This window comes from Pseudomonas sp. P65(2024) (genome assembly GCF_057480955.1).
The window spans coordinates 284,029-302,963 of the sequence record NZ_JBLIYX010000005.1; the positions used below are offsets into that span (position 1 = coordinate 284,029).

19 protein-coding genes and 1 pseudogene are annotated in these 18,935 nt (G+C 65.2%); 5 read left to right on the forward strand and 15 right to left on the reverse strand.

The annotated features are described in order from the left end of the window. Positions 1 to 88: 88 nt before the first annotated feature. Together AC25MA_RS10355 and AC25MA_RS10360 are read right to left on the reverse strand one after the other, a co-directional pair. A complete protein-coding gene (locus tag AC25MA_RS10355; RefSeq protein WP_280092183.1) occupies positions 89 to 1,000 on the reverse strand; it encodes a LysR substrate-binding domain-containing protein in 912 nt (303 codons plus the stop codon). Positions 1,001 to 1,090: 90 nt separating this feature from the next. Then, positions 1,091 to 1,375 carry a DUF6124 family protein gene (locus AC25MA_RS10360; RefSeq protein ID WP_028688634.1) on the reverse strand — a complete coding sequence of 95 codons (285 nt, stop codon included), beginning with the start codon at positions 1,373 to 1,375 and terminating at the stop codon, positions 1,091 to 1,093. A 699-nt stretch (positions 1,376 to 2,074) separates the two neighbouring features. Between AC25MA_RS10360 and AC25MA_RS10365 the strand changes: the two genes are divergently transcribed. Beyond that, positions 2,075 to 2,353: a HigA family addiction module antitoxin gene (locus AC25MA_RS10365; RefSeq protein ID WP_088852700.1), complete on the forward strand. Its 279-nt coding sequence runs from the start codon at positions 2,075 to 2,077 to the stop codon at positions 2,351 to 2,353. Positions 2,354 to 2,356: 3 nt separating this feature from the next. Here AC25MA_RS10365 and AC25MA_RS10370 read toward each other — a convergent pair whose 3' ends face one another. From AC25MA_RS10370 to AC25MA_RS10385, 4 genes are all read right to left on the reverse strand, one after another. Continuing rightward, the gene (locus AC25MA_RS10370) at positions 2,357 to 4,144 is read right to left on the reverse strand and encodes a monovalent cation:proton antiporter-2 (CPA2) family protein (protein ID WP_069015926.1); all 1,788 of its coding nucleotides are present in this window, start codon (positions 4,142 to 4,144) and stop codon (positions 2,357 to 2,359) included. 225 nt (positions 4,145 to 4,369) lie between these two features. Next, positions 4,370 to 5,386: an alpha/beta hydrolase gene (locus AC25MA_RS10375; protein ID WP_486971997.1), complete on the reverse strand. Its 1,017-nt coding sequence runs from the start codon at positions 5,384 to 5,386 to the stop codon at positions 4,370 to 4,372. Positions 5,387 to 5,417: 31 nt separating this feature from the next. Next, complete coding sequence (locus tag AC25MA_RS10380) at positions 5,418 to 5,669, reverse strand: DUF2790 domain-containing protein (protein WP_028688630.1); 252 nt, start codon at positions 5,667 to 5,669, stop codon at positions 5,418 to 5,420. Positions 5,670 to 5,995: 326 nt separating this feature from the next. Continuing rightward, complete coding sequence (locus AC25MA_RS10385) at positions 5,996 to 7,483, reverse strand: YifB family Mg chelatase-like AAA ATPase (protein WP_028688629.1); 1,488 nt, start codon at positions 7,481 to 7,483, stop codon at positions 5,996 to 5,998. Positions 7,484 to 7,682: 199 nt separating this feature from the next. Here AC25MA_RS10385 and AC25MA_RS10390 point away from each other — a divergent pair, with 199 nt between their 5' ends. Further along, positions 7,683 to 7,949, forward strand: coding sequence for a type II toxin-antitoxin system RelB/DinJ family antitoxin (locus tag AC25MA_RS10390; protein ID WP_062359938.1), 267 nt, complete (start codon positions 7,683 to 7,685; stop codon positions 7,947 to 7,949). A gap of 9 nt (positions 7,950 to 7,958) precedes the next feature. On the opposite strand, the gene AC25MA_RS10395 is transcribed toward AC25MA_RS10390, so the two are convergent. The 5 genes and pseudogenes from AC25MA_RS10395 to AC25MA_RS10415 all read right to left on the reverse strand — a co-directional run bounded on the left by AC25MA_RS10395 (position 7,959) and on the right by AC25MA_RS10415 (position 12,784). Beyond that, complete coding sequence (locus tag AC25MA_RS10395; RefSeq protein ID WP_062359937.1) at positions 7,959 to 8,231, reverse strand: type II toxin-antitoxin system RelE/ParE family toxin; 273 nt, start codon at positions 8,229 to 8,231, stop codon at positions 7,959 to 7,961. A 93-nt stretch (positions 8,232 to 8,324) separates the two neighbouring features. Further along, positions 8,325 to 8,759 carry a DUF2493 domain-containing protein gene (locus AC25MA_RS10400; protein ID WP_236179218.1) on the reverse strand — a complete coding sequence of 145 codons (435 nt, stop codon included), beginning with the start codon at positions 8,757 to 8,759 and terminating at the stop codon, positions 8,325 to 8,327. 10 nt (positions 8,760 to 8,769) lie between these two features. Continuing rightward, entirely contained in the window at positions 8,770 to 11,481 is a 2,712-nt protein-coding gene (mgtA, locus tag AC25MA_RS10405) for a magnesium-translocating P-type ATPase (RefSeq protein ID WP_486971998.1), read from the reverse strand. Between the two features lie 817 nt (positions 11,482 to 12,298). After that, positions 12,299 to 12,496, reverse strand: a pseudogene (locus AC25MA_RS10410) (TOBE domain-containing protein); the annotation flags it as partial. Positions 12,497 to 12,520: 24 nt separating this feature from the next. After that, positions 12,521 to 12,784, reverse strand: coding sequence for an accessory factor UbiK family protein (locus AC25MA_RS10415; RefSeq protein ID WP_028688623.1), 264 nt, complete (start codon positions 12,782 to 12,784; stop codon positions 12,521 to 12,523). Positions 12,785 to 13,190: 406 nt separating this feature from the next. Between AC25MA_RS10415 and glnK the strand changes: the two genes are divergently transcribed. The 3 genes from glnK (at position 13,191) to sutA (ending at position 15,672) form a co-directional block, all read left to right on the forward strand. Beyond that, positions 13,191 to 13,529: a P-II family nitrogen regulator gene (gene glnK, locus AC25MA_RS10420; protein WP_002555808.1), complete on the forward strand. Its 339-nt coding sequence runs from the start codon at positions 13,191 to 13,193 to the stop codon at positions 13,527 to 13,529. 47 nt (positions 13,530 to 13,576) lie between these two features. Next, complete coding sequence (locus AC25MA_RS10425) at positions 13,577 to 14,911, forward strand: ammonium transporter (protein ID WP_028688622.1); 1,335 nt, start codon at positions 13,577 to 13,579, stop codon at positions 14,909 to 14,911. Between the two features lie 431 nt (positions 14,912 to 15,342). After that, the gene (sutA, locus tag AC25MA_RS10430; RefSeq protein WP_023632536.1) at positions 15,343 to 15,672 is read left to right on the forward strand and encodes a transcriptional regulator SutA; all 330 of its coding nucleotides are present in this window, start codon (positions 15,343 to 15,345) and stop codon (positions 15,670 to 15,672) included. A 114-nt stretch (positions 15,673 to 15,786) separates the two neighbouring features. On the opposite strand, the gene AC25MA_RS10435 is transcribed toward sutA, so the two are convergent. Genes AC25MA_RS10435 through dapF form a run of 4 tightly spaced genes read right to left on the reverse strand, consistent with a single transcriptional unit; the run spans position 15,787 to position 18,932 of the window. After that, positions 15,787 to 16,482 carry an HAD family hydrolase gene (locus AC25MA_RS10435; RefSeq protein ID WP_062359929.1) on the reverse strand — a complete coding sequence of 232 codons (696 nt, stop codon included), beginning with the start codon at positions 16,480 to 16,482 and terminating at the stop codon, positions 15,787 to 15,789. Continuing rightward, a complete protein-coding gene (xerC, locus tag AC25MA_RS10440; RefSeq protein WP_028688620.1) occupies positions 16,479 to 17,378 on the reverse strand; it encodes a tyrosine recombinase XerC in 900 nt (299 codons plus the stop codon). Before xerC ends, AC25MA_RS10435 begins: the two co-directional genes overlap by 4 nt. Next, positions 17,378 to 18,088: a DUF484 family protein gene (locus tag AC25MA_RS10445; RefSeq protein ID WP_028688619.1), complete on the reverse strand. Its 711-nt coding sequence runs from the start codon at positions 18,086 to 18,088 to the stop codon at positions 17,378 to 17,380. Before AC25MA_RS10445 ends, xerC begins: the two co-directional genes overlap by 1 nt. Before the next feature lie 13 nt (positions 18,089 to 18,101). Next, positions 18,102 to 18,932 carry a diaminopimelate epimerase gene (dapF, locus tag AC25MA_RS10450; RefSeq protein ID WP_028688618.1) on the reverse strand — a complete coding sequence of 277 codons (831 nt, stop codon included), beginning with the start codon at positions 18,930 to 18,932 and terminating at the stop codon, positions 18,102 to 18,104. Between the last annotated feature and the right edge of the window lie 3 nt (positions 18,933 to 18,935).

Here is an 18,935-nt window from a genome sequence, read left to right on the forward strand (position 1 = left end):
TGATCGAGGGGCAAGCTCGCTCCCACCGAGACTACAGGGCTTTGTGGGAGCGGCGATGCGGCGGCCCGACTTGCCCCGCAATGGCGTACTACGCCATGTCGCTGATGGCGAACTCCTCCGCCAGATGATCGATCAACGACCGCACCGACGGCAGCAACCCCCGCCGTGACGGGAAGATCGCATGCACGATGCCGCAACGCGGATGCCAGCCTGGCAGCATCTCCACCAGCCGCCCCGCCGCCAGGTCCTCGCGCACCGCCACCCTGGGCAGGTGCGCGATCCCCACGCCCGCCACCACGAAATGCCGCAGCGCGAACAGGTCGTCGGTGACCATCCGTGGTTTGTGCGGGATCACCAGGCTGCGGCTCATGTCCTCACCCTGGAACAGCTCCCACTGGTAATCACGCTGGGCGCCGCCCCAGTGGACGCTGGGTAGCTCGCTGAGCTGCTGCGGATCAAAGCCTTGCGCAAGCTGTTCGAGAAACGACGGATGCCCGACCAGGCACTGGGTGCTGTTGCTCAGCACCTTCATCACCATGTCGGTGTTCTCCAGCGGCGGGAAACGCACCCGCAGCGCCACGTCGAAGCCCTCATGCAGCAGATCGACGCGGCGGTTGGTGCTTTCGATGAACAGCTCCACCTGCGGGTACTTGAGCATGTAGCGGGTCAGCATCGGCCCGACCCAGGAGTTGAGCAGGGTGGTCGGGCAGCTGATGCGCACCAGCCCGCGTGGCTCGCTACGGTTGCGCTCGATGATCTCGGCGGCGCCCTCGGCTTCCACGCGCATGGCCAGGCAGCGGTTGTAGTAGGCCTGGCCGATCTCGGTCAGCGAGCAGTGCCGGCTGGTGCGGTGCAGCAGGCGCACGCCGAGGCGCTCCTCCAGGTCGGCGATGCGCCGGCTGAGCTTGGACTTGGGCATGTCCAGCGCCCGTCCGGCCGGGGCGAAGCCACCGTGCTCGACCACCTGGGTGAAGTAGTAGAGGGAGTTGAGGTCTTCCAAGGGGCGATCTCCGCAGCGCGCCGGGGACAATGGCTCGCAGTCTACCGGGCGATGGTGGCCCTTATCCAACTCCCTTCAAGCCAATGTCGCTCAGGATGACTCGATTCCCTCCAGCATTGCCTCCGTCAGGCCTTCGGCCATCTCGATGCCATGCAGGCTGGCCCACAACAGGCTCCTGCCGGTTTCATCCATATGCTCCAGCGCCTTGTAGCCGACGTTGTAGGCACTGCGCAGGTACTCGGCGACATGCACCAGGGCGTCGTGGGCGTTGATATTGGGGTTGACCGCGAACAGCGGTGGGTGGCCGGCGTCGCATTTGCCGAAGGGGTGGTGGCGGGTGTCGGGGAGGGGTGGGTCGGGGACGATTTTTTTCATGGTCAAACTCCGATAGAAATTGACCGGCACCGTCCGTTTCCACGTGAAGGGTGGCGGCTGTACACGGGGTGGAAACCCAGGTTATCGGAGAACCCCGGCAGGCCTTGTGGCCTCCCGCGTACAGCTGCCGTTACGACAGATAATCCGATAACCAACCAGCCGGGTTTCCACGCCCGATCGCTGAACCGACAGCGACCCGGTCAGCCTAGAGGGCATGATTTCCCCGGACAATCAGAAGGGTATCGACAGACTTTGTAGGGTATTTCTTGGGCTGCCGGCTGCTCAGCAGGAAAGGTTTTCAGATCATGTAGGACATGGCTGAGCTCAGCAGATTCGAGCGTTTTTTGAAGACGTTCCTTCGAGCTTGTCGGAAGCTTCTCGGTTGATCTGCACTGCCGCTGTTGTATGGTTTCAGGCGAGCGCGAAACCAGTTGCTATCCAGTGGCGAGAACTGGCGTAGGAACCACCGTTGGTGGCTGGATCATCAGCGTAGGGTGAGACCTCGATCTGCTCTGTTTGAACTGGGGGCCGCTTTGCGGCCCTTTCGCGACACAAGGCCGCTCCCACAGAGATCGCGATCTCCTGTAGGAGCAACTGTCTGGCTCAGGTCCCTCAATCTGGCGCGATCGCTGTGGGAGCGGCCTTGTGTCGCGAAAGGGCTGCGTAGCAGCCCCAAGATTTCAAGACGAAGTGACAACTATGCACAACCCACCCCACCCCGGCGAAGCCCTGCGCGAAGACGTACTGCCCGCCATCGGCATGAACGTCTCTTCCCTGGCCCGCCACCTTGGCTATTCACGTGGTCAGTTATCCACAGTGCTCAACGGCCATACAGCCATTTCAGCCGACCTGGCCTATCGCCTCGAACTGGCCGGTCTTGGCAGTGCCCGGCAGTATCTGGCTGAGCAGGCGGCTTACGACCTGTGGCAGGCCGCGCACCGCGAGCATCCACCCATCGAGCGGCTGGCGTTCGCCTGAGCGTCAATCCTCATCCGACGCAAACAACCGCTCCAGCTCCACCCGCGCTTCCTTGGCCGTCTGCATCACCTTGGCCCGGTCGTCGCGCACATGCCCCTGGGCCTCCAGCACCTGCTCGTCATGCTCGGTGAAGCGGGCGATGCGATCCGCCGCCTGGGCCTCCGTCAGCCCCAGCCCGACCAGCGCCCGCCGGCTCATTTCCAGGCTGGAATGGTAGGTCTCGCGAATCGGCTCGGCGCCCACGTCCACCAGCTTGTGCACATGCTGGCGGTTGCGCGCCCGGGCGATGACCTTCAGGTGCGGGTACAGGCGCTTGACCCGCTCCGCGGTGCGGGTCGCGGCCTCGGGGTCGTCGATGGTGATGATCACGTACTCGGCTTCGTCGACCTTTGCCGCATGCAGCACCTCGGTACGCGACGGATCGCCGTAGAACACCGGCACCTGCTCGAACATGCGGGTCATCTCGATGGTGTCCACCGAGGTTTCCAGGGCGACGAAGGGGATCTTCTGCGCCCGCAGGATGCGCGCCACGATCTGGCCCATGCGGCCCATGCCGACGATCACCACCCGTGGCGTGCCGGCGTCGATCTGCTTGTATTGCTCAGGTACTTCCCGGGCGGGTTGCGGACGCTTGAGGGCGCGGGCGCAGCCGATCATCAGCAGCGGGGTGAGGGCCATCGACAGGGTGATGGTCATCAGCAGCAGGTCGTAGGTCAGGGTGTCGAACAGGCCCTGGTCCTTGCCCAGCTTGAACACCACGAAGGCAAATTCGCCACCGGCCGCCAGCACCATGCCCAGGCGCAGGGCGCTGGCGCTGTTGAGGCCCCCGGCGATGCGGCCGACGCCGATCAGCAGCAGCAGTTTCACCGCGATCAACAGCACGGTCATGCCCAGCAGCACCAGCGGCATTTCCAGCAGCAGGCGCAGGTTGGCGCCCATGCCGACGCTGATGAAGAACAGCCCCAGCAGCAGGCCCTTGAACGGCTCGATCTGCGATTCCAACTCGTGGCGGTACTCGGAGTCGGCCAGCAACAGACCGGCGAGGAAGGCGCCCAGGGCCATGGAAATACCGGCTTCCTCCATCAGCCAGGCAGTGCCGATCACCACCAGCAGTGCGGTGGCGGTGGACACCTCCGGCAAGCCGGTGCGGGCAACGGTGCGAAACAGCGGGCGCAAAAGGTAGCGGCCGCCGACGATAACGATGGCGATGCTGGCGAATACTTTCAGGCCATGTTCGAAGCTGTCGCCGTGGCTGGTGTCCGGGCCGCTGGCGGCCAGCAGCGGCACCAGGGCGATCAGCGGGATTGCGGCGATGTCCTGGAACAGCAGGATGGCGAAGGCCAGGCGGCCGTGGGGCGCGTTGAGCTGCTTGCTCTCGGCCAGGCTCTGCAGGCCCAGGGCGGTGGACGACAGCGCCAGGCCCAGGCCGAGCACGATGGCCGCCGGCAGGCTTTGGCTGAAGCCGAACAGGGCGATGGCGCCGAGTGCCGCGCCGGTCAGGACCACCTGCGCGGTGCCGACGCCGAACACCGACTTGCGCATCAGCCACAGGCGCCGGGGCGACAGCTCCAGGCCAATGATGAACAGCAGCAACACCACGCCCAGCTCGGAGATGTGCGCGACGCTCTCGGTGTCGCGGATCAGCCCCAGGGCCTGCGGGCCGATGGCCACGCCGGCCAGCAGGTAGCCGAGCACGGCGCCCAGTTGCAGGCGCTTGGCCAGGGGCACGGCGACCACGGCGGCGAGGAGGAAGATGACGGCGGTTTGTAGAAGGCTGCCTTCGTGTGGCATTGCTCGGACTCCTTGAACTGCGTGCGGCAGCGTTTGATGCAACAGCTTATGTCATCGATGAAAGAGGCGGGCATTTTCGGGTGGGGAGCGAAACAGGACAATCCTGGGGTTACAGGAAGCAGCGTTCTGAAAGTAGGACCTTTGCTGAATCAATCGCGGGGCAAGCCCGCTCGCACGCAAGGTAACTGACCTTCGTGGGAGCGGGCTTGCCCCGCGATCAACTGCTTACTGCAGATGGTCTTTCAGCGCCTGCGCCGCCTGGTCCATGGCACTGCGCACACTGGGCACGGTGCTCAGTACATTGAGCAGGCCGTAGTCATGGATCAGGCCGTTGTAGCGCACGGCGGTCACCGGTACCCCGGCGGCGTCCAGCTTGCGGGCATAGGCTTCGCCTTCGTCGCGCAGCACGTCCATCTCGGCGGTCTGCACCAGGGCCGGCGGCAGGCCTTTCAGCTGCTCGAGGCTGGCGCGCAGCGGCGAGGCGTGGATATCGTCGCGCTGGCGCGGGTCGGTGGTGTAGTTGTTCCAGAACCACTGCATCATGTTGCGGGTCAGGAAGTGGCCTTCGGCGAACTGGTTATACGACCCGTTGTTGAAGTTGGCGTCGGTCACCGGCCACAGCAGGGCCTGGAAGCGCAGCTTGGGCGTGCCGGCCTCCTTGGCCTTGATCGCCACCACTGCGGCCATGTTGCCGCCGACGCTGTTGCCGGCCACCGCCAGGCGGCTGCCGTCCACGCCGATCTCCTTGCCGTGCTGGGCGACCCAGCGGGTGGCGGCATAGGCCTGGTTGATCGCGGTGGGGAACTTCGCTTCCGGTGAGGGCGTGTAGTCGACGTAGACCGCCGCAGCACCGGAGCCCACCACCAGGTCACGGATCAGGCGTTCGTGGGTGGGGTAGTCGCCCAGCACCCAGCCGCCGCCGTGGAAGAACATGAACACTGGCAGTTCACCCTTGGCGCCTTCGGGCCGCACCACGCGGATCTCCAGCGGCTGGCCGTCGGCCTGGATGGTCCGGCGTTCGACGCGGATCCCCGACAGGTCGACCTTCACCCCGGCCTGGGCACCGCTCAACACCGCACGGGCATCCTTGGGCGTGAGGGTTTCAAGCGGCTTGCCGCCACCTGTGGCCAGGGCCTCGAGGAAGCCCTGGGTGGTGTGCTCGACGCCAGGGCTGCCGGCGGCGAAGGCGCTGTTCACGGCGAGGGCCAGCAGGCCGGCGGTCAGGGTGCGGGACAGTTTCATGTTCTAGCTCCTTTAGGGTTCGAGCCGTGGCTCAGTTCTGGTTGGCGAGGACGGTGGGTTGCACGTAGCTCACGGCGCGCAGCTGGCCGCTGCTGTCGCGGTAGGTCAGGGTGGCGGTGCTGGCCTGGCCCTGGGCGCTGGTGGGTGCATCGATGCTGATGACCTTGGCGATGTCCAGATCCATGCCGTAGTGGTACGGGGTGGCTTCGCTGGCGAAGCTGCCGGCGCTGGTGCCGAGGGCCAGGGTGGTAACGGTAAGGGCGAAGGCTTTGCGTAGGGTCATGATCGTTCTCCGGGTTCTGCTGAGTGGGGGTGGCGACTGCTTGCTGCTTGAAGTGAATATTGCGCGCTAATATTTAGCGTGCAAAATATATTTCCGCTATGACGCTGATTGAGTGCGTCTTGGCTAATTCCTGGAGGAGATCGCCCAGCCCTTCGGGCTGCGCTGTCGCGCAGGGAATTTGTCCCCCTGTGGGAGCGGCCTTGCGTCGCGAAAGGGCTGCGCAGCAGCCCCAGCAATTTCGATGGTGGCTCGGAATCTGAGGCCGCTGCGCGCCCTTTTCCGACCGGCCCTACGCCTCGGCAAGGCCGCTTTCTCAGGGGGCAACATCAAGTGCCGGGTCGGTACTGCAACGCTTCCGCCAGGTGTGCCCTGGCGATGGATTGCGCGCCCTCCAGGTCCGCCAGCGTGCGGGCGACCTTCAGCAGCCGGTGCGCCGCCCGCAACGACAGTGTCAGCCGTTCGCAGGCCTGCTCCAGCCAGGCCTGGTCAACCGGCTCCAGCGGGCAATGCCGACGCAGCCCCTTGAGGTCGAGGAAGGCGTTGGCGCAGCCCTGCCGGCGCTGCTGCAGCGCCCGTGCCTCGGCCACTCTCTGGCCAACGCTGGCGCTGGTCTCGCCACTGGGCTGGTGGGTCAGTACGGTACTTTCCCGGGCTACCGTCAGGTGCAGGTCGATACGGTCGAGCAGCGGGCCGGACAGCTTGTTGCGGTAGCGCTGGACCTGCTCGCTGCTGCACCGGCAGCGGCCGGTGGGGTCGCCCAGGTAGCCACAGGGGCAGGGGTTCATGGCCGCCACCAGCTGGAAGCGCGCCGGGAAGCGCACCCGGTCCTTGGCCCGGGCCACCACGATCTCGCCGGACTCCAGCGGTTCGCGCAGCACCTCCAGCACGCGCCGTTCGAACTCGGGCAGCTCGTCGAGAAACAGCACGCCATGGTGCGCCAGGGTGATCTCGCCGGGTTGCGGCCGGCTGCCGCCGCCGACCAGCGCCGGACCTGAGGCCGAATGGTGCGGATGGCGGAACGGCCGCTGTGGCCAGCTATCGAGCGGGGCGTGGCCGCTGACCGAGCGGATCGCCGCCACCTCCAGTGCCTCGCGCTCGTCCAGCGGCGGCAGCAGCCCGGGCAGACGACTGGCAAGCAAGGTCTTGCCAGTGCCCGGGGGACCTGTGAACAACAGGTTGTGCGCACCGGCCGCGGCTACCAGCAGGGCGCGCTTGGCCGCGATCTGGCCCTGGACTTCGCTGAGGTCCGGATAGGGGCGTTGCTCCAGCAGCAGGCCATTGGCCGCGTAGGGAGACAGCGCGGGCTGGCCGTTCAGGTGGGCCACCAGCTCGCGCAGGTGCCCCATCGCATACACCACCAGGCCGCTGGCCAGGCTGGCCTCCTCGGCATTCTCCCGTGGCACCACCAGTGCCCGACCCGCATCCCGGGCCGCCAATGCGGCGGGCAGCACGCCTTGCACCGGGCGCAAGGCGCCCGACAGGGCCAGCTCACCCAGGCATTCGATATCGTCGAGGGTGGCCACCGGCACCTGGCCATTGGCGGCGAGGATGCCCAGGGCGATGGCCAGGTCGTAGCGGCCTCCGTCCTTGGGCAGGTCGGCGGGGGCGAGGCTCTGGGTGATGCGCCGGGCCGGGTAGTCCAGGCCGGAGTTGACGATGGCGCTGCGTACCCGGTCCTTGCTCTCCTTGACCGTGGTTTCCGGCAGGCCGACCAGGGTAAGCGTGGGCAGGCCGTTGGCCAGGTGGGTTTCGACGCTGACGGCGGGGGCCTGCACGCCCACCTGGGCGCGGCTGTGGACGAGGGCGAGGGACATGGGCACTCCGTGTTTGCAGGTGATGGCCGCGTCCTGCGGCTTGGCAAAGCTTAGTGGTGCGCTTGGGCAGGTGGACGAGAAGAGTGCGTCGAGGTTTTTCCGGTCAGCCCGCCTTTCTGACTGTTGTATCTGGACAGGGCGAGGCTAAGGTCTAGAATGTGATCACAATGTAGCTACAAAGTGCTTTAAGGGGGATCTCATGGCCCATACCGAAGTCGTTCGCACGCGCATCGATAGCGAACTGAAGACCAATGCGACAAAAATCCTGGAGGAAATGGGCATCACCGTTTCCCAGGCCATCCGCATGATGCTGGTCCAGGTCGTACAGACCAAAACGCTGCCGTTCGAAGTGAAGGCTTTGTCGCTAAACGAGCGAGCCCGCCAGGTAATGGAAGCCCAAGACCGTGAGCGTACCGTGCAGACGCATGACAACGCCGAGGCGTTGTTCAAGGACCTGGGTATTTGAGCCAAGGGTCTATTCGAACAGGTAGCTGTGTGGGCCGGTCTGTTCCAAGGTGATGGCGCCGGCTCTGATGTCGCATTGGTAGATTAACCACCAGTCGTAACTGACGAGGCAGCACCAGCGACCGGGCGCCCCTACCAGCTGACCATCACAATGCCTGGGCGGCAGCGGGAGCTGCTTTTCCAGGTGGCGGACAACATCCTTGAAGGCGGCAAGGTCTGGGCCCCTGCTTAGTTGCAACCGAAAGTCGGCCCGGAATTGTTCGGTGGTCTGGATCTTGAACACTGGAGGCCTCCCGCCGGGTTGCGCGACGGGAGTTTCGGTTGGGGTTGGCACTCCAGGTTCGCGTGAAAGCCGCAGCCTGCGGCCTGGCAAAGCTTAGTGGTGCTCCTGGGCAGGTGGACGAGAAGAGTGCGTCGAGTTTTGTCCGGCCTGGCACTCAGTACTGTGGGCGCCTGCCGCCCGAGGCTGCCTGCCGCAGATCACTGGAATCCCCGAACCCCGCGCCCGTGCCAGCAGTTCCTCGGTGTCGTCCCCGCCCGGCAGCGCCAGCACCAGGTCGGGCCGGCTGTCGCGCAGCATGAAGACGTTGCGCAGACGCTCGGCCAGCTTGCCGTGCAGCTGCCAGTTGGGCGGATAGCGCACGATGTCGGCGCCCTGTTCCCGGGCCCAGCCTTCGATCTCGCCGCCCAGGTGCTGGCTACCGCCGTGGATCAGCACCCGGATCGGTTGCTGGCGCTGGAGGGCGTCCAGCGCCTGGCGGCAGCGTTGGCTGTCGGCGTAGTTGCGCCCCGCGCAGATCAGTACGCGCATGCTCACCCCCTCAGAACCACTGGCCGAAGCGGCGGATGTACAGGGTCTTCATGCCCTGGGCCACCAGGCAGTAGCCCAGCAGGGTGGCGGCCAGCCACGGGAAGTATTCCCACGGCAGTGGCACCAGCCCGACCATCGCCCCCAGCGGCGAGAACGGGATGTAGATGCCCAGGCACATGACCAGGCCGGTGGCCAGGATCACCGGCAGCGCCGCGGTGCTCTGGAAGAACGGCACCTTGCGGGTGCGCAGCATGTGCACAACCAGCGTTTGCGACAGCAACCCCTCGATGAACCAGCCGGACTGGAACAGCGCCTGCATCTCTAGGCTGTTGGCGGCGAACACGTACCACATCAGGGCAAAGGTGGTGATGTCGAAAATCGACGAAGTGGGGCCGATCCACAGCATGAAACGACCGATGTTGCGGGCATCCCACTTGCGTGGCTCACGCAGGAATTCCTTGTCCATGCGATCCCACGGTAGCGACAGCTGGGAGAAGTCGTACATCAGGTTCTGCAGCAGCAGGTGGATCGCCAGCATCGGCATGAACGGGATGAACGCGCTGGCCACCAGCACCGAGAACACGTTGCCGAAGTTGGAGCTGGCGGTCATGCACAGGTACTTCATGATGTTGCCGAAGGTTTCGCGGCCCTTGAGCACGCCTTCTTCCAGCACCATCAGGCTCTTTTCCAGAAGGATGATGTCGGCCGACTCCTTGGCAATGTCGGTGCCGCTGTCCACCGAGATGCCCACGTCGGCATCGCGCAGCGCCGGGGCGTCGTTGATGCCGTCGCCGAGGAAGCCCACGGTGTGGCCGTTGGCCTGCAGCGCCTTGAGCACCCGCGATTTCTGCAACGGAGTGAGCTTGGCGAACACCGTGCGCTCTTCGACCAGCGCCTTGAGCTGGGTGTCGTCCAGGCGCTCGATGTCCTGGCCGAGCAGCGGCTGGCCGGGTTCCAGGCCCACTTCGCGGCAGACCTTGCAGGTGACCACCGGGTTGTCGCCGGTCAGCACCTTGACCTTCACCCCCATCTCGCGCAGGGCGGCGATGGCCGGGCCGGCGGTTTCCTTGGGCGGATCGAGGAAGGTCAGGAAGCCGCGGATCACCAGCTCGCGCTCGTCATCGGTGTGGTACTGGGGCTTGCCGGCGGCGGCCGGAATGTCGCGGGTGCCGACCAGCAGCACGCGAAAACCGTCTTGGTAGTAGGCGCTGGCGGTGGCCAGCAACTGCTGGCGCCGCCCGGCATCCAGGGCGACCCGCTGGCCGCCTTCCTCGACATGGGTGGCGATGGCCAGCATTTCCTCGACGGCGCCCTTGCTCACCAGCAAATGATCGCCCAGGGCATCCTGGACGATAACCGACAGGCGCCGGCGGATGAAGTCGAAGGGTAGCTCGTCGACCTTGGCGTAGGCATAGGGTGGCTGGAAGCCTTGGTCTGCGCCGGCAAAACGCAGCACGGCCTGGTCCATCAGGTTCTTCACGCCGCTCTGGTGGTGGCTGTTGAGCCAGGCCAGTTCCAGCAGGCGCGGGTCCTTGTGGCCGCTGGGGTCGACGTGGTGCTCGAGGATGATGCGGTCCTGGGTCAGGGTGCCGGTCTTGTCGGTGCACAGCACGTCCATTGAACCGAAGTTCTGGATGGCGTTCAGGCGCTTGACCACCACCTTGCGCCGGGCCATGGCCACGGCGCCCTTGGCCAGGTTGGCGCTGACGATCATCGGCAGCATTTCCGGGGTCAGGCCCACGGCCACGGCCAGGGCGAACAGGAAGGCGTCGCTCCAGTCGCCCTTGACCACGCCGTTGAGCATGAACACCACTGGCACCATCACCAGCATGAAGCGGATCAACAGGCGGCTGACGCTGTTCACCCCGCGGTCGAAGGCGGTCTGGCTGCGCGAGCCGACGATGGCCTTGGCCAGCGAACCGAAGTAGGTGCGCGTGCCGGTGGCCACCACCACGGCGCGGGCGCGGCCGCTGACCACGTTGGTGCCCATGAAGCTGATGTTGGGCAGATCCAGCAGGCCGCTTTCATCGTTGGCGCTGTCGGCTGCGGACTTCTGCGCGACGTGACCGAGGGTGTCGTACTTCTCCACCGGCAGCGCTTCGCCAGTCAGCACGGCCTGGCTGATGAACAGGTCGCGGGACTCGATCAGGCGGATATCGGCGGGGATCATGTCGCCGGCGGCCAGTTGCACGATATCGCCGGCCACCAGTTCGTTCATCGGCACTTCGCGCAGGCGCGCCGGCTGGTCGTGGCGCTCGCGGCGCAGCACGGTGGCGGTGGTGCGGACCATGGCCTTGAGCGCATCGGCGGCCTTGCCCGAGCGGTACTCCTGCCAGAAGCGCAGCAGGCTGCTGAGGCTGACCATGGTCATGATGATGATGACCTTGGTCAGGTCCGCTTCTTCCAGGTCGCCTGCGCGTACCGGCAGCCAGTAGTCGGTGACGAAGCTGATGCCGGCGAGGGTGAGCAGCACGTAGATGAAGGGGTTGTGCAGGGCCTTGAGCAGTTGCACCAGGGCCGGTTGCGGCTTGTCATGGGCAACCTGGTTGGCGCCGTCGCGCTGCAGGCGCTTGGCGGCTTCGTGCTCGGTCAGGCCCAGCTCGCTGGCGTCGAGGTTGGCCAGGGTCACGGCCAGGCCGTTGCGTGCCTCGCGGGCGGCGCGCATCGACAGGCGGGCATCGTCGCCGGCTTTGCTGCGGGTGTTGCGGTCTTTTACGGTCATTTGGCTGTGCTCCTGCCGCAGGAGGCGGCACGACACACAGTCGACTCACGGTAGGGAAGGTGAGTGAACGTGTCCCGTGTCGCAATGATTCAAACAATGAAAAACGTGGTTTTTCCGACGTTTACCTGTTCGCTGGCGAATGCCGGAAATTAGATCGGCAGCGAACTTTCGACTGGCTGATTCCATGGTCGGTTAATTCCTTTGCTAAATGGCGGGCAATAGAACGCCAACAAACTTTAATTATTTAAAGTTCGGACGTTTCTGACGATTTATATGGCGTCAGTTCAGCTAACGGACAGCATCGCGCGCGTCACTGAAGGCAGTAACGGGCGCGCTATCGACTGGGCGGTTCCAGGGACGAGGACAGGCCCCAGCCGAGGACAGGACGGTGCGGGGCCTTGGGCACACAGGTGCGCAGGCGAGGGGTGGCGATATCGAGGTTCATGAGCTTGCCTCCGACCGGGCGGGCACCCGGGGCGGCAAGCTACGGCGGAGCAGCAGGCTCTGGCGCGGCTTGCCCGACCTAGGGGCGGGCCCGGAGTTCCGGTTCAAGTGCCTGGCGGCCAAAGGCTGCCAGACAGCGACTAGATACTGTGTCCATTGAATTCTTCGTGAGTTGAAATAAAGGCCCGCTTTTCGGGGCGGGTGAACTTTATGCAAAGCATAGCGGGGAAGTCAACCGGGAAGGCGTAACTTAAATATGTTTCATCTGCTGGGCGGGGAATTAATGCAATACCTCTGCGCAAGTGTTATCGCAGGGCAAGCCCGCTCCTGCCTGGTCAAGGCAGAAGCGGGCATTCGATCAAGGCTTGGCGCCCAGGATGATGTGCGAGGCCTTGACCAGCGCCACGGCCTGCTTGCCGACGTTGATGTTGAGGTTGTGCAGGCTGGCCATGGTGACCACCGCGACCAGCTTCTCGCCGCCGCCCAGGGTCAGTTCGACCTCGGCATTCACCGCGCCTGGCTTGATGTCGCTGACCGAACCTTCAAAGACATTCCGGGCACTGACTTTCATGGCTAACACTCCCTGTATCGATTGTTAGTCTGCGGCGGGCGGCGCCATCCGTGCTTCCAGCTCGGCAACCTGCTTTTCCAGGGCCTCCAGGCGGGCGCGGGTGCGGGCCAGCACCACCATCTGGCTGTCGAACTCCTCGCGGCTGACCAGGTCGAGCTTGCTGAAGGCACCCTGCATCAGCACCTTGAACTGGCTTTCCAGTTCGGCGCGGGGCGCGGCGGTGTCACCGCTGAACAGGCGCGAGGCCTGGTCGCTCAGGGCATCGAGGAAGGCTTTGGGCGCGAGCATGTCTGGTATCCGCTGATCACTGAAAGGGCAGCAGTGTAGCACGGGGCTCCGGGCCACTTGCGCTGCACGCTTTTCGCGCAGGGCGGCCAAAGGTCGCGCACCGATTTTGTGCGCTTTTTCCTTGCTGGCGATTGGCCAATCCCTGCCGGTTCACGCAACTACCTGTTTTCCCGTGACTTACGCTAACTGGCAAGGTTTCTGCAAAGACCTGAGCGAGCCATGCACTGATGCAGTCCCTTGTGACCAGGCAGTGCGCAGGCGGAGCCGGAAGGTTCTTCGTCACAGCCGGATCGTGCGTCGGCGGGGAGGATGGAGCCGACGACGCGTTACAAAGCCAGGCGCTGCGCTTAGACTTGAGACGGGTTTGTTTTCCTGGGGCAAGTCCACCAAATCGGGAGAGAGTTTCATGAAGCTAGTCACTGCCATCATCAAGCCGTTCAAGCTGGACGACGTGCGCGAGTCGCTGTCGGAAATCGGCGTGCAGGGCATCACCGTGACCGAAGTCAAAGGCTTCGGCCGGCAGAAGGGTCACACCGAGCTGTATCGCGGCGCTGAATATGTGGTCGATTTCCTGCCCAAGGTGAAGATCGATGTCGCCATCGACGACAAGGACCTCGATCGGGTGATCGAAGCCATCACCAAGGCGGCCAACACCGGCAAGATCGGCGACGGCAAGATCTTCGTGGTCAATCTGGAGCAGGCGATCCGCATCCGTACCGGCGAGACCGATACCGACGCGATCTAAGCGCCAAACCAAGCCTCACCAAACCCAACGCCCCAGGAGAAAACAACATGACTCTGCGCAAGATCGCAGGGCTAGGAGCCCTATTGTCCCTCGTAATGCCAGGGCTGGCCCTGGCCGAGGAAACTGCCGCCCCCGTGCTGAACTCCGGCGACACCGCCTGGATGCTCACCTCGACGGCACTGGTCCTGTTCATGACCATCCCGGGCCTGGCCCTGTTCTACGGCGGCATGGTGCGCTCGAAGAACGTGCTGTCGGTGATGATGCAGTGTTTCGCCATCACTGGGTTGATCAGCATCCTGTGGGTCATCTACGGCTACAGCCTGGCTTTCGATACCGCTGGTATGGAAAAGGGCGTGCTCAACTTCAATTCCTTCATCGGTGGCTTCTCCAAGGCCTTCCTCAACGGCGTCACGCCGTCGGGCCTGACCTCGGCCACCGCGCTGTTCCCCGAGGCGGTGTTCATCACCTTCCAGATGACCTTCGCCATCATCACCCCGGCGCTGATCGTCGGTGCCTTCGCCGAGCGCATGAAGTTCTCGGCAATGCTGATCTTCATGGGCGTGTGGTTCACCCTGGTCTATGCGCCGATCGCGCACATGGTCTGGAGCGGTGACGGCGCGCTGATGTGGGACTGGGGCGTGCTGGACTTCGCCGGCGGCACCGTGGTGCACATCAACGCCGGTATCGCCGGCCTGGTCTGCTGCCTGGTGCTGGGCAAGCGCAAGGGCTACCCGACCACGCCGATGGCCCCCCACAACCTGGGCTACACCCTGATGGGCGCGGCCATGCTGTGGATCGGCTGGTTCGGCTTCAACGCAGGTTCCGCCGCCGCGGCCAACGGTACCGCCGGCATGGCCATGCTGGTGACCCAGATCGCCACCGCCGCCGCCGCCCTGGGCTGGATGTTCGCCGAGTGGATCTTCCACGGCAAGCCAAGCGCACTGGGCATTGCCTCGGGCGTGGTCGCCGGCCTGGTCGCCATCACCCCGGCCGCCGGCACTGTCGGGCCGATGGGCGCCCTTGTGATCGGCCTGGTGTCCGGCGTGGTCTGCTACTTCTGCGCCACCAGCCTCAAGCGCAAGCTGGGCTATGACGACTCCCTGGACGCCTTCGGCGTGCACGGCATCGGCGGCATCATCGGTGCACTGCTCACCGGCGTGTTCGCGGCACCTGCCCTGGGCGGCTTCGGCGCGGTCACCGACATCGCCGCGCAGTTCTGGATCCAGGCCAAGGGCGTGATCTTCACCGTGGTCTACACCGCCATCGTCACCTACGTGATCCTCAAGGTCCTCGACCTGGTGATGGGCCTGCGGGTTAGCGAAGAAGAAGAGTCGGTCGGTCTCGACCTGGCTCAACACAACGAGCGCGGCTACAACCTGTAACCGCGATGCTGGAAAACTTGCCCGGTTCGCCGGGCATTTTTTTGCCTGTAATTTACCGTTTGGCCTGGGGCAAACGGTTTCCCTGCGCTGATCGCGACCCGGGGTTAAAACTTACAAGCCATCGGGTGTTTCTGGTGCTTTGCTTTTTCTGCGAGCGCGCTAGAATGCGCGCCGAAGGAAGCTGGACGAGTAGTCCACACACTTCGCTACCCTTTGCTAGGCTTGCCAATAGCCTGTGGCCAGCAAGGGCTCAAACAATTTTGTCAGGCCTTGCCAGGAGCAGGGCCTGCAGGGTGCCGGGCCCCCCATGAGGGGGTGGACACCCAGGGCAGTGGCCAATCCACGGCCAGTTGAATTTTCACTGGTGGCTGCCGGTCTACGGCTGCACCGGTCTATAACTAACCTGCTTTTCGCAAGTCATGAGGTAGAACATGAGCGACGACGATCTGGAAAATGATGACCTCGAAGTAGGCGACGAAGACGAGGCTGATGACGGCCTTGAAGCGGCCGCTGACGACGGCGCGGAAGACGCCGGCGACGATGACAGCAGCCCGGCTCCTGCGGCCAAGGGCAAGTCCAAGGCGGCGGTCTCGGTAGACGAGATGCCGAGCATGGAAGCCAAGCAGAAAGAGCGCGATGCGCTGGCCAAGGCGATGGAAGAGTTCCTGTCGCGCGGTGGCAAGGTGCAGGAAGTGGAGGCCAACGTGGTCGCCGATCCGCCCAAGAAGCCGGACAACAAGTACGGCAGCCGCCCTATCTGAGTGGCTGAACGCAAAAAAGCCCGCCGTCGCTGCGGGCTTTTTTGTGCCTGTCAGGTTGGCACGGTCTCTGTAGGAGCATTGCCTGAAGATGTGGGATGGGGAATGTGAAGCCAGTCAGCGCCAGCGCGACAGCACGTCGGGCAACTGCGACAGCCGCTGAATCTCCGCATCCGGCGCCTGTTCGCCGCTCCAGGGCTTGTGCTGCGGGTTGAACCATACCGCCCGCAGCCCGGCGCGCTGGGCGCCGGCGATGTCGTCACCCGGATGGTCGCCGACGTGCACCGCCGCCCCTGCGTCCACCTCACCGCGCTTCAGCGCTTCGAGGAACGGTGCCGGGTCCGGCTTGCCTATCCCTAGGTCCTCCGCGCACAGCGCGAAGCGGAAGTAGTCCGCCAGGCCGAGCCTGCGCACGTCGGCATTGCCGTTGGTGACCACGCCGAGGGTGTAGTGATGGCGCAGGATCTCCAGCACCGGCTGCACCTCGGGGAACACCTCGACCTGGTGCCGGGCATGCAGGAACACCTCGAAGCCCTCGTTGGCCAGCTCCTGGGCGTGCTGCTCGCTGTAGCCGACCTCTTCCAGGGCGTGGAACAGCACCCGTCGGCGCAGGGCGCTGATGCGGTGTTTGAGGCCCGGTTCGGCCTGCACCAGGCGCTCGCGGATGGCGAACAGGTGCTCGACCGGCACGCCGCCGAGGATCGGCGCGTTGGCTTCGAGCCAGTCGCGCAGGACGACTTCGGCGCTGGCGATGACCGGCGCGGTGTCCCAGAGGGTGTCGTCCAGGTCGAAGGTGATCAGCTTGATGCTCATGAGTCCGTGTCCTTGCTGCGTTTGGCCCGAGGGTGGGCGCTGTCGTACACCGCAGCCAGGTGCTGGAAGTCCAGGTGGGTGTAGATCTGCGTGGTGCTGATGTCGGCGTGGCCGAGCATCTCCTGCACCGCGCGCAGGTCCTGGGACGATTCCAGCAGGTGGCTGGCGAAGGAATGGCGAAGCATGTGCGGGTGCAGGTGCTGGCCGAGCTCGCGCTCGCCGGCGGCCTTGACCCGCAGCTGGATGGCGCGGGGGCCGAGGCGCTTGCCCTGGCGACTGAGGAACACCGCGCCGTCCCGCGGGCCGGCGATGCCGCGCAGCTTGAGCCACGCCTGCATCGCCTCGCGGGCCTTGCGGCCGACCGGCAGCACGCGGCTCTTGCCGCCCTTGCCGTGCACCTGTACCAGCCCGGCGGCCAGGTCCAGGTGTTCGAGGTCGAGCCCGGTCAGCTCCGACAGGCGCAGGCCGGACGAGTAGAACAGTTCGAGGATCGCCTGGTCGCGACGGGCAATGAACTCGTCGTCGACGCCGCCATCGAGCAGTTGCAGGGCACGGTCGGTGTCCAGCACCTTGGGCAGGCGCCGTTCACCCTTGGGCGGCGCCAGGCCGTTGGCCGGATCGTGCTGGCAATGGCCTTCGCGGTTGAGGTAGCGGTACAGGCCGCGCACCGCCGAGAGCAAGCGCGCCAGGCTGCGCGAGGACTGGCCGTGATGGTGCTGACGGGCGACCAGCTGGCGCAACTGCTGGACCTGCAGGGCGCTCCAGCCGGCGATGCCCTGGGTGTTGCAGAATTCGATGACTTTCTCGAGGTCGCGGCGGTAGGCCAGCAGGGTGTGCTCGGACACCTGGCGCTCGTTGCGCAGGTGAGCGCAATAAGCCTCCAGCTGGCGTTCCATCAGCGTACCGAGCGCAGCGTCTGGGTGAAGCGCGGCACCACGCGGCCAAGCACTTCGGCGATGTAGCTGAGGAACAGGGTGCCGACGCTGCTCTTGTAGTGCTGCGGGTCGCGGCTGCCGATCGCCAGCACGCCGTGCAGGCCCTGGTACTCAAGGGTGGCCACGGCGCTGGAACCGACTTCCTTGTGCTGGGCATCGCCGAACAGGAAGGCCAGTTCATGCTCGCGCAGGCTGCCGCTGATGGTCTTGCCGCCGCCGATCAGCCCGCCGATGGCCTGCTGTGCCTCGGCCCCGGAGACCCAGCGGCCCACGGGCGCGGCGTTCTCGCCGAACAGGATCAGGCTGACGAAGGGCACCTGGAATTCCTGGCGCAGGCTGTCCTCGACCGCCATCACCACCTCTTCGAGGGTACCGGCGTCGAGCAGGTCGAGGATCAGCCGGCGGGTCTTGTCGAACAGCCGGTCGTTGTCACGGGCCACGTCCATCAACTGCGACAGGCGATGGCGCATCTCGATGTTGCGGTCGCGCAGCAGCTTGAGCTGGCGCTCCACCAGCGACACGCTGTCGCCGCGCTGATGGGGGATGCGCTGTTCGAGCAGCAGCTCGTCGTGCTCGGCGAAGAAGGTCGGGTGGGCGCGCAGGTAGGCGACCACCGCTTCGGCATCGAGCTCTCGGGCCTGCGGGGATGCAACGTTAGGCTGATCGGTCATGGCGGATACTCGCTTAGAGACGAACTTGTCCTTCGAACACGCGGACGGCGGGGCCGGTCATCAGCACCGGCTTGCCGGGGCCGGCCCACTCGATGCTCAGGCGGCCGCCCGGCAGGTCGATGGTCACCGGCGAGTCCATCCAGCCCTGGCTGATCGCCGCCACGGCCGCGGCGCAGGCGCCGGTACCGCAGGCCTGGGTCTCGCCGGCGCCACGCTCCCATACCCGCAGGTTGGCGCGGTGGCGGTCGACCACCTGGATGAAGCCGGCATTGACCCGCTGCGGGAAGCGCGGGTGATGCTCGATCTTCGGGCCCAGCTCATGGACCGGCGCACTGCGCACGTCGTCGACGCGCAGTACCGAATGCGGGTTGCCCATGGACACCGCGGCGATCTGGTGCACCTGGCCATCGACTTCCAGCGCATAGCTGATGGCCTGCTCGTCGGCGATGAACGGGATCTCGGCCGGGGCGAAGCGTGGCGGCCCCATGTCGACGCAGATCTGGCCGTCGTTGCGCACATCGAGCTCGATGATGCCGCCCTTGGTCTCGACGCGAATGCGCTTCTTGGCCGTCAGGCGCTTGTCCAATACGAAGCGAGCGAAGCAGCGCGCGCCGTTGCCGCACTGCTCGACTTCGGAGCCGTCGGCATTGAAGATCCGGTAGCGGAAATCCACATCCGGGTTATTCGGCGCCTCGACGATCAGCAGTTGGTCGAAGCCGATACCGGTGTTGCGGTCGCCCCATTGCTTGGCGTGCTTGGGTTGGATGTGCGCGTGCTGGCTGACCAGGTCGAGGACCATGAAGTCGTTGCCCAGCCCGTGCATCTTGGTGAAACGCAGCAGCATGGG

Coding starts and splice junctions, on each gene's coding strand:
- AC25MA_RS10360 (WP_028688634.1), bottom strand. CDS start 1,375: ATGAAAAAAATCGTCCCCGACCCACCCCTCCCCGACACCCGCCACCAC.
- AC25MA_RS10365 (WP_088852700.1), top strand. CDS start 2,075: ATGCACAACCCACCCCACCCCGGCGAAGCCCTGCGCGAAGACGTACTG.
- AC25MA_RS10370 (WP_069015926.1), bottom strand. CDS start 4,144: ATGCCACACGAAGGCAGCCTTCTACAAACCGCCGTCATCTTCCTCCTC.
- AC25MA_RS10375 (WP_486971997.1), bottom strand. CDS start 5,386: ATGAAACTGTCCCGCACCCTGACCGCCGGCCTGCTGGCCCTCGCCGTG.
- AC25MA_RS10380 (WP_028688630.1), bottom strand. CDS start 5,669: ATGACCCTACGCAAAGCCTTCGCCCTTACCGTTACCACCCTGGCCCTC.
- AC25MA_RS10385 (WP_028688629.1), bottom strand. CDS start 7,483: ATGTCCCTCGCCCTCGTCCACAGCCGCGCCCAGGTGGGCGTGCAGGCC.
- AC25MA_RS10390 (WP_062359938.1), top strand. CDS start 7,683: ATGGCCCATACCGAAGTCGTTCGCACGCGCATCGATAGCGAACTGAAG.
- AC25MA_RS10400 (WP_236179218.1), bottom strand. CDS start 8,759: ATGCGCGTACTGATCTGCGCGGGGCGCAACTACGCCGACAGCCAACGC.
- mgtA (WP_486971998.1), bottom strand. CDS start 11,481: ATGACCGTAAAAGACCGCAACACCCGCAGCAAAGCCGGCGACGATGCC.
- AC25MA_RS10415 (WP_028688623.1), bottom strand. CDS start 12,784: ATGCTCGCGCCCAAAGCCTTCCTCGATGCCCTGAGCGACCAGGCCTCG.
- glnK (WP_002555808.1), top strand. CDS start 13,191: ATGAAGCTAGTCACTGCCATCATCAAGCCGTTCAAGCTGGACGACGTG.
- AC25MA_RS10425 (WP_028688622.1), top strand. CDS start 13,577: ATGACTCTGCGCAAGATCGCAGGGCTAGGAGCCCTATTGTCCCTCGTA.
- sutA (WP_023632536.1), top strand. CDS start 15,343: ATGAGCGACGACGATCTGGAAAATGATGACCTCGAAGTAGGCGACGAA.
- AC25MA_RS10435 (WP_062359929.1), bottom strand. CDS start 16,482: ATGAGCATCAAGCTGATCACCTTCGACCTGGACGACACCCTCTGGGAC.
- xerC (WP_028688620.1), bottom strand. CDS start 17,378: ATGGAACGCCAGCTGGAGGCTTATTGCGCTCACCTGCGCAACGAGCGC.
- AC25MA_RS10445 (WP_028688619.1), bottom strand. CDS start 18,088: ATGACCGATCAGCCTAACGTTGCATCCCCGCAGGCCCGAGAGCTCGAT.
- dapF (WP_028688618.1), bottom strand. CDS start 18,932: ATGCTGCTGCGTTTCACCAAGATGCACGGGCTGGGCAACGACTTCATG.